Annotated in this window: 8 protein-coding genes; 7 read left to right on the top strand and 1 reads right to left on the bottom strand. The window is 44.4% G+C overall.

Going from position 1 to position 6,281, the window contains the following annotated elements; translation table 11 throughout:
- On the top strand, positions 1-844 hold an 844-nt coding region (gene rluC, locus IQR33_RS14835; RefSeq protein ID WP_228013905.1), incomplete at its 5' end, for a 23S rRNA pseudouridine(955/2504/2580) synthase RluC.
- Between the two features lie 58 nt (positions 845-902).
- On the opposite strand, the gene IQR33_RS14840 is transcribed toward rluC, so the two are convergent.
- Positions 903-1,484 (bottom strand): Maf family protein, encoded by a 582-nt coding sequence (locus IQR33_RS14840; protein ID WP_193843790.1) that lies wholly within the window; start codon positions 1,482-1,484, stop codon positions 903-905.
- Between the two features lie 149 nt (positions 1,485-1,633).
- On the opposite strand from IQR33_RS14840, the gene yceD reads away from it, so the two are divergent.
- From yceD to fabG, 6 genes are all read left to right on the top strand, one after another.
- Complete coding sequence (yceD, locus tag IQR33_RS14845) at positions 1,634-2,158, top strand: 23S rRNA accumulation protein YceD (protein WP_005387307.1); 525 nt, start codon at positions 1,634-1,636, stop codon at positions 2,156-2,158.
- A gap of 59 nt (positions 2,159-2,217) precedes the next feature.
- Positions 2,218-2,388, top strand: a complete 171-nt coding sequence (rpmF, locus tag IQR33_RS14850; RefSeq protein WP_005396978.1) for a 50S ribosomal protein L32 — start codon at positions 2,218-2,220, stop codon at positions 2,386-2,388.
- 10 nt (positions 2,389-2,398) lie between these two features.
- Entirely contained in the window at positions 2,399-3,424 is a 1,026-nt protein-coding gene (plsX, locus tag IQR33_RS14855; RefSeq protein ID WP_017633846.1) for a phosphate acyltransferase PlsX, read from the top strand.
- A gap of 5 nt (positions 3,425-3,429) precedes the next feature.
- Entirely contained in the window at positions 3,430-4,380 is a 951-nt protein-coding gene (locus IQR33_RS14860) for a beta-ketoacyl-ACP synthase III (RefSeq protein WP_017821385.1), read from the top strand.
- Between the two features lie 75 nt (positions 4,381-4,455).
- Complete coding sequence (fabD, locus tag IQR33_RS14865; protein WP_005387313.1) at positions 4,456-5,379, top strand: ACP S-malonyltransferase; 924 nt, start codon at positions 4,456-4,458, stop codon at positions 5,377-5,379.
- Positions 5,380-5,424: 45 nt separating this feature from the next.
- On the top strand, positions 5,425-6,159 hold the full coding sequence (gene fabG / locus IQR33_RS14870; RefSeq protein WP_025767222.1) for a 3-oxoacyl-ACP reductase FabG: 735 nt from the start codon (positions 5,425-5,427) through the stop codon (positions 6,157-6,159).
- Positions 6,160-6,281 lie beyond the last annotated feature (122 nt).

A 6,281-nucleotide genomic window follows, 5' to 3' on the forward strand; every position in this document is an offset into this window, starting at 1 on the left:
TAAAAGCATGATTTACCGAATTGTGCGTAAGGGCGAAGTGCGCGTAAATAAAAAGCGTATAAAAGCAGAGTACAAGTTAAAAGCAGGCGATCTCGTTCGTATTCCACCGGTGACCGTCGAGAAAAAAGATGACGATGTCGCACCAAGTACGAAACTTAACAAAGTCGCTGAGTTGGAAAATATGATTATCTTCGAAGATGATCATATGTTGATTCTAAACAAACCATCTGGCACCGCTGTGCATGGTGGCAGTGGTTTAAAGTTTGGTGCGATTGAAGCGCTTAGGGCTCTGCGTCCTCAAGCTCGCTTTCTTGAACTTGTGCATCGTATTGACCGTGATACTTCAGGGATTTTGCTGGTTGCTAAGAAGCGTTCTGCACTTCGTCACTTGCAAGCCCAGTTTCGTGAAAAGACAGTAAAGAAGTTTTACTTAGCTCTTGTCATGGGGCAATGGAAAAGCAGTTGTAAGGTTGTGAACGCGCCACTGCTCAAAAACGAAGTGAACAGTATTGTTCGTGTTAACCCTAATGGTAAGCCGTCAGAAACGCGTTTTAAGATTTTGGAAAAGTTCGAACAAGCTACATTGATTCAGGCGAGTCCGATTACTGGTCGAACTCACCAAATCCGAGTTCATACGCAATACACTGGTCACCCAATCGCTTGGGATGATCGCTACGGTGATCGTCGCTTTGACGCTTACACAGGTCAAGTTGGTTTAGATCGTTTGTTCCTACACGCGGCAAACATCAAGTTCCAACACCCATCAAATGATGAGTGGATGGAAATCAACGCACCGATGGAACCGAAACTAGAAAAAGTGTTGGCGGGTTTAAGAAACGCGTAACCATGTTTTCCTCGCGGATGCAAAAGGGAGCCTGTGGCTCCCTTTTATCGTATTTGGGTTAAAGGACATCGAGTCCTTGAACATGCAACATATCAATCAAATCAATCAATGGTAGTCCGACAAGTGTGTTCGGGTCTTTACCGACTAATTTCGTAAACAAGCAAATTCCCATGCCTTCGCTTTTAAAGCTGCCTGCGCAGTAAAAAGGTTCTGCCCTGTCGACGTAGCGTTCGATTTGTTCAAGCGTTAAATCTCTAAAGTGCACCTCGAAAGAATCAAAGCCGACTTCTGTATGGTTTGTCACGGTGTTATGTACCGCAAGACCAGTATAGAAAGTGATGACTTTTCCACTTTGAGCCAAAAGTTGATTTATCGCGTTATCTCTATTTAAAGGCTTGCCAACGATTTCACCATTAATGACACAAACTTGGTCACTGCCGATAACTAAACTTGCTTTATCCGTCTGGCAAGATATTGCTTTCTCTTGGGCCAGTCTCTGCACAAGTTCAGTTGGCGTTTCTTGGTCAAAAGGTGTTTCATCGCAATCAGGTGATAAACAAACGAATGGTAGTGAGAGCTTTTCAAGCAGTTGTTTACGAAAAGGGGAAGTTGAGGCTAAAACCAGTTGGTAATTTTTCATTTTGAATTACAATTCGTGGGAGCATTTCCAATAGGATAATCGATCAAAAATGATTCTGGCTAATGCTCTGTATGTTAAGCGTAAAAAAGTACAACTTTTTTGCCTTTTTCTTTGACTAATTTTGATTTGGAAGATAATATTCGCGCCCTATGCAAAAGGTAAAAATACCGCGAACGGTTGACCCAGCTAAAGCTGCACAGAAACGATTGGATTACGATGGCATCATCCAAGCTAGTCTTTTCAAGCGCTTAGTGGAAACAACTGAAGGCGTAAAACGCGACGCAGAAGTCTCATTGTCATTTGGGATGGATGAACAGCGACTCGTTGTTATCTCTGGTAAAGCTAACATCGAAGTCGATTTAGAGTGTCAGCGTTGTAATGAGGTATTCGCACATGAGTGCGAAGTTGAATTCCTTTCTACTCCTTACTACGGTGAGAAAACAGAACAGGAAGCACCAGAAATTTATGATTTGGTAGATCTAAATGAATATGGTGAATTAGACCTCATACAACTTGTTGAAGACGAGTTCATCTTAGCATTACCTCAAATTGCGATGCACGATGAAGCGGATTGTAGCGTTGATTCAAATAACATGGTTTTTGGTGAGATTCCTGAAGAAATTGAGGAAGAAAAACCGAATCCATTCGACGTTTTGAAAAGTCTGAAAAAGTAATAGGTGTGGTAGCCGATTCTTCTTCAGGTTTTTAACCCAATAGTATAGGAGTAGGGTCAATGGCCGTACAGAAAAACCGTAAAACTCGTTCTAAGCGCGGTATGCGTCGTTCACACGATGCGCTAACTACAGCTGCTCTATCTGTAGACGCGACTTCTGGTGAAACTCACCTACGCCACAACGTAACTGCTGAAGGTTACTACCGTGGTCAAAAGGTTATCAACAAGTAAGGTTGAACCTTTGCAAAGTATTACCGTTGCACTTGATGCAATGGGCGGGGATTTCGGTCCACGCGTAACAGTGCCTGCCGCCGTGCAGGCACTGTCTCATTTCCCAGAGCTAAAAGTGATTCTTATTGGTGATCAATCTCTGATCACGTCTCAATTATCTCAACTCGGTACCTCGACCAGTTCCCGCTTGACTATTCTTCACAGCGAGAAAGTTATCTCGAACTCAGAAAAACCTTCATTGGCGTTGCGTAATAGCCAAAATAGTTCTATGCGTATGGCTATCGATTTGGTTTCTGAGCAGAAAGCGGATGCTTGTGTTAGTGGTGGCAACACCGGTGCATTAATGGCACTATCGCGTTTCATTCTTAAGTTACTTCCTGGCATTGAACGTCCTGCTTTAGTTTCCGCTTTACCGACGATTACCGGAAAGCGCACTTGGATGCTAGATCTGGGGGCGAATGTATCGTGCGATGCTGATAGCTTGTTCCAATTTGCTGTAATGGGCAGTGCATTAGCTGAAGAACACTTGGGTCGTCCTCCTCGCGTTGCTGTACTCAATATTGGCGCAGAAGAGATTAAAGGTAACGATTTAGTCAAACGTTGCGCAGAAATGCTTTCTCAGACCGATGCGATTAACTTTGTCGGTTATATTGAAGGTAATCAAATTTTGCATGATGTTGCTGACGTCATTGTTTGTGATGGATTTGTCGGCAACGTATGCTTAAAAGCCAGTGAGGGAACAGCTCAACTTTTTATCGAAAAAATTAAAACCAGCATAATGGCATCAACGATAAAGGGTTGGATAGCTAGAAAGTTGTTTTCTAGGCTGTTTAATGAACTAAAAACACTGAACCCCGACCAGTATAACGGCGCAAGTTTGCTAGGATTGCGCGGCATTGTCATAAAAAGCCATGGAAGTGCGGATGTATCTGCGATTGTCAATGCACTTGGCGAGGCAGTACACGAGGTCAAACGACAAGTACCAAGCCGTATTAGCGATCGTTTGGAAGCGGTTTTACTCGAGAGGCATTATTAGTCTTCATGTATAGCAAAATTTTAGGTACTGGCAGCTACCTGCCATCTCAGGTGCGTACAAACGCAGATCTAGAGAAAATGGTAGATACAAGTGATGAGTGGATCGTTGCTCGCACGGGTATTAAAGAGCGTCGAATTGCTGCAGAAAACGAAACTGTAGCAGACATGGCATTCTACGCAGCTGAAAACGCTATCGATATGGCGGGTATTGATAAAAACGATATCGACCTGATTATCGTAGCCACAACGAGCAGTAGCCATACTTTCCCTTCATCTGCGTGTCAGGTGCAGGCAAAGCTTGGCATTAAAGGTTGTCCAGCTTTTGACTTAGCCGCTGCTTGTTCTGGTTTTGTGTACGCATTATCTGTTGCAGACCAACATATCAAATCTGGTATGTGCAAAAACGTACTTGTGATTGGTTCAGATGCTTTGTCTAAAACGTGTGATCCGACAGACCGTTCAACCATTATCCTATTTGGTGATGGTGCCGGAGCCGTTGTCGTAGGCGCTAGCCAAGAGCCTGGCATTATCTCTACCCACATATACTCGGATGGTCAATTCGGAGAGCTTCTAAGCCTACCTGTACCTGTGCGGGGGCAAGATGCGGATAAATGGCTTCATATGGCTGGGAACGAAGTATTCAAAGTCGCTGTCACTCAGCTATCGAAACTAGTAAAAGATACGCTTGAAGCCAACAACATGCATAAGTCTGAACTAGACTGGCTAGTGCCGCACCAAGCGAACTACCGCATTATTTCAGCGACAGCGAAGAAACTTTCGATGTCACTAGACCAAGTCGTGATTACACTTGATAAACACGGCAACACATCAGCTGCGACGGTGCCAACAGCACTAGATGAAGCGGTACGTGATGGTCGTATTAAACGCGGTCAAACTCTGCTTCTTGAAGCGTTTGGCGGCGGATTCACTTGGGGCTCGGCCCTTGTGAAGTTCTAAGTTTCACAAGAATTCAAAATTTAAGGTGCACTTGGTGCATCTTATTTCTTTTTACTTTGCTTAAAGGAAAACAACATGAGCAAGTTTGCTATCGTATTTCCAGGTCAAGGTTCTCAAGCTGTAGGTATGCTTGCAGAACTAGGCGAACAATATGACGTAGTAAAACAAACATTTGCAGAAGCATCTGACGCACTAGGTTACGATCTATGGGCGCTTGTTCAAAATGGACCTGCAGAAGATTTAAACGAGACTTTCCGTACTCAACCAGCTTTGCTAGCTTCATCTGTTGCAATCTGGCGTGTATGGCAGGAACTTGGCTTAGAGCAACCAGCAAACCTAGCCGGTCACAGCCTAGGTGAGTACTCAGCACTTGTATGTGCGGGTGTTATTGACTTTAAAGAAGCCATCAAGCTGGTTGAATTACGTGGTCAACTTATGCAAGAAGCAGTACCAGCTGGTACTGGCGCAATGTACGCGATTATCGGTTTGGCTGATGATGCGATTGCAAAAGCGTGTGAAGACGCAGCGCAAGGCGAAGTGGTCTCTCCAGTAAACTTTAACTCGCCTGGTCAAGTCGTTATCGCTGGTAGCAAAGACGCAGTAGAGCGAGCTGGTGCGCTATGTAAAGAAGCTGGTGCGAAGCGTGCGCTTCCTCTTCCTGTTTCAGTACCTTCACACTGTGCACTTATGAAGCCAGCAGCGGAAAAACTTGCTGTAGCTCTTGAGTCTATCGAATTTAACTCACCACAGCTGCCAGTTATCAACAACGTTGATGTGGTTGCTGAGACAGATCCTGCAAAAATCAAAGATGCGCTTGTTCGTCAGCTACATAGCCCAGTTCGTTGGACTGAAACAGTTGAACTGATGCACGAACAAGGCGTAGAAAATCTTCTTGAGCTTGGTCCTGGTAAAGTTTTAACAGGTCTAACAAAACGTATCGTGAAAACGCTAACTGCAGCAGCAGTGAATGATATCGCATCGCTAGACGCTGCGAAGTAATCCATCAAGCGATAAATTTGCGATAAGAAAAGGAAACACAACATGATGAATCTAGAAGGTAAGATCGCGCTAGTTACCGGCGCAAGCCGTGGTATTGGCCGCGCGATCGCGGAACTTCTTGTCGAGCGAGGTGCTACGGTTATCGGTACTGCTACTTCTGAAAGTGGTGCGGCTGCTATCAGCGAGTATCTTGGTGATAACGGTAAAGGCTTAGCGCTTAACGTGACTGATGTCGAGTCTATCGAAGCGACATTAAAAACGATCAACGAAGAATTTGGTGTGATCGATATTCTGGTGAATAACGCTGGTATTACTCGTGACAACCTATTGATGCGCATGAAAGATGATGAGTGGAACGACATCATCGATACCAACCTAACGCCTATCTACCGCATGTCTAAAGCGGTTTTACGCGGTATGATGAAAAAACGTGCGGGTCGTATCATCAACGTAGGCTCTGTTGTTGGTACCATGGGTAATGCTGGTCAAACTAACTACGCAGCAGCGAAAGCGGGCGTGATTGGTTTTACTAAATCAATGGCTCGTGAAGTTGCGTCTCGTGGTGTAACAGTGAACACTGTTGCTCCTGGTTTCATCGAAACTGACATGACTAAGGCGCTAAGTGATGACCAACGTGCGGCAACTTTGTCGAACGTGCCAGCAGGTCGTTTAGGTGACCCACGTGAAATTGCATCAGCAGTAGTTTTCCTTGCTTCTCCTGAAGCAGCGTACATTACTGGTGAAACTTTGCATGTAAATGGTGGCATGTACATGGTTTAATGCGACAGTTTATGCAAAATAAGCTATTTTACATTGTGAAAAATAGCCTATAGTTGCAGTTAACTGTCATGAACTTGTCATGCTTATGCGCAAGATTTGTGCATGATTTAAGTCAAAAATGT

The sequence above is a fragment of the Vibrio sp. OPT46 genome, assembly GCF_015163535.1.
Taxonomy (GTDB): Bacteria; Pseudomonadota; Gammaproteobacteria; order Enterobacterales; family Vibrionaceae; genus Vibrio; species Vibrio alginolyticus.

Bases quoted from the DNA above. Each gene is read 5' to 3' on its own strand.
- IQR33_RS14840 (WP_193843790.1), bottom strand. From the start codon at position 1,484: ATGAAAAATTACCAACTGGTTTTAGCCTCAACTTCCCCTTTTCGTAAA.
- yceD (WP_005387307.1), top strand. From the start codon at position 1,634: ATGCAAAAGGTAAAAATACCGCGAACGGTTGACCCAGCTAAAGCTGCA.
- rpmF (WP_005396978.1), top strand. From the start codon at position 2,218: ATGGCCGTACAGAAAAACCGTAAAACTCGTTCTAAGCGCGGTATGCGT.
- IQR33_RS14860 (WP_017821385.1), top strand. From the start codon at position 3,430: ATGTATAGCAAAATTTTAGGTACTGGCAGCTACCTGCCATCTCAGGTG.
- fabD (WP_005387313.1), top strand. From the start codon at position 4,456: ATGAGCAAGTTTGCTATCGTATTTCCAGGTCAAGGTTCTCAAGCTGTA.
- fabG (WP_025767222.1), top strand. From the start codon at position 5,425: ATGAATCTAGAAGGTAAGATCGCGCTAGTTACCGGCGCAAGCCGTGGT.